Source organism: Bartonella sp. AU18XJBT (assembly GCF_028618595.1).
Lineage (GTDB): Bacteria > Pseudomonadota > Alphaproteobacteria > Rhizobiales > Rhizobiaceae > Bartonella.
Genome location: NZ_JAQITE010000126.1, coordinates 1 through 1,601, shown reverse-complemented (window position 1 = coordinate 1,601; position 1,601 = coordinate 1). Strand labels below are relative to the sequence as shown.

2 protein-coding genes are annotated in these 1,601 nt (G+C 38.2%); one reads left to right on the top strand and one right to left on the bottom strand.

From position 1 onward, the window contains the following. Positions 1 to 1,092, top strand: a 1,092-nt coding sequence (locus PVV60_RS10440; protein WP_273724665.1) for a site-specific integrase, incomplete at its 5' end; no start/stop codon positions are given. A gap of 173 nt (positions 1,093 to 1,265) precedes the next feature. Here the strand turns inward: PVV60_RS10440 and PVV60_RS10435 are convergent. Next, a complete protein-coding gene (locus PVV60_RS10435; protein ID WP_015856478.1) occupies positions 1,266 to 1,478 on the bottom strand; it encodes a hypothetical protein in 213 nt (70 codons plus the stop codon). Positions 1,479 to 1,601 lie beyond the last annotated feature (123 nt).

Genomic DNA, 1,601 nt, shown 5'->3' with positions numbered 1-1,601 from the left:
TGTGATGGGGCAGGGCTATGGTTGAATGTTCGAAAAGACAATACACGCTCTTGGTTTTTTCGCTATACGCACCACAATAAGCGCCGTGAAATGGGACTTGGTCCTGTTACGAAACTCTCTTTAAAAGAAGCGCGTGAGCTTACAAGATATTATAGTGATATTCTTAAAGAAGGCAATGATCCTATTGTCTTTCGAGAACAGACTATTTTAAAACAGCAAAGCAATATTTTTCAAGAAATTGCAAAAGCGGCTTTTGAAAGCAAAAAAGCAGAGTTGAAAAATGAAGGTAAAAACGGCCGCTGGTTTTCTCCACTAGAGTTGCACGTGATTCCACACATTGGTAATTTACCTATAGAAAAATTAACAGCCAATATTATTCGCAATGTTCTCGCACCCCTTTGGCATGAAAAAGCAGATACAGCGCGAAAAGCACTTAACCGTATCAATATTTGTTTGAAATATGCAGCGGCTCTTGGTTTAGATGTTGATCTACAAGCTTGTATGAAGGCACGCGCGCTTTTAGGAAAACCACGTGCGACATCAACAAATATTCCTGCTATGCCATGGCAAGAGGTTCCGGCATTTTATCAAAGCTTGGATGATAAGATCCTTTCAAATTTAGCACTGAAGTTATTGATTTTGACAGGCGCACGATCATATCCATTGCGCTATTTTCGCCTTGAACAAATTGACAAAAATATATGGACGATACCAAAAGAAAACATGAAAGGTATTGTAGGGAAAGTTTCAGACTTTCGTGTGCCACTAAGTGATGAAGCTTTGAGAGTTATTGAAAAAACTCTCCCCTTTGAAAAGAATGGTTTTCTCTTTTCTGGTCTTAAAGGCAACCCCATTTCTGATGCTACCATGGCAAAGTATATGACAGTTTGTGGTTTGACTTATCGTCCCCATGGTTTTCGTTCAAGCTTACGGGATTGGATAGCAGAGACAACGTCAACACCATTTGAGATTGCTGAAACTGTTCTTGCACATACAGTTGGGAGTTCAGTGACGAAAGCCTACATGCGAACGGATTTTTTAGAACAGCGACATGTTCTCTTGGAACAGTGGGCTTCATTTATAACAGGATAGAATTTTTACAATTACCTCTACAGTGTTTTTAGCTATTTTGAAGAGAAATTTGATATGTCCAATTCTGTGAAAATAACAGTTTTAAATGTGTAAAGCTATTATTGATAGTCTCCATGAGACGAGCAAAATTAAGAATCCATTTTCTAAAGGATTTCGCGCGTCTCAGAGTATGTTTAGAGTCGGATATTTGGTTTTTGTGTAAAAATACTTACAAACGCATCCATAATACGTGAAAAATCAAGCGCTAATAAGAGTATAATGAGTACAATCCATTTCGTATAACGCGACATCACTTTTACACTTTTGTAGGTCATGATGATTTCTTGAAGGATTTCTTTTTCTGCTTCTGTAAGCTCTATATCGTCTTGTGTTTTTTTTCTAGCCATGTTTCCACCCACATACGCGTTCACCTAGATTATTGTGCTTTAAGATCTCTCTTGCTAAGTTTGAACTGATGGCGTTCAAATCTTGCCGGCTTAAATAAATTGGCAACCAGCCAACACAAGAAG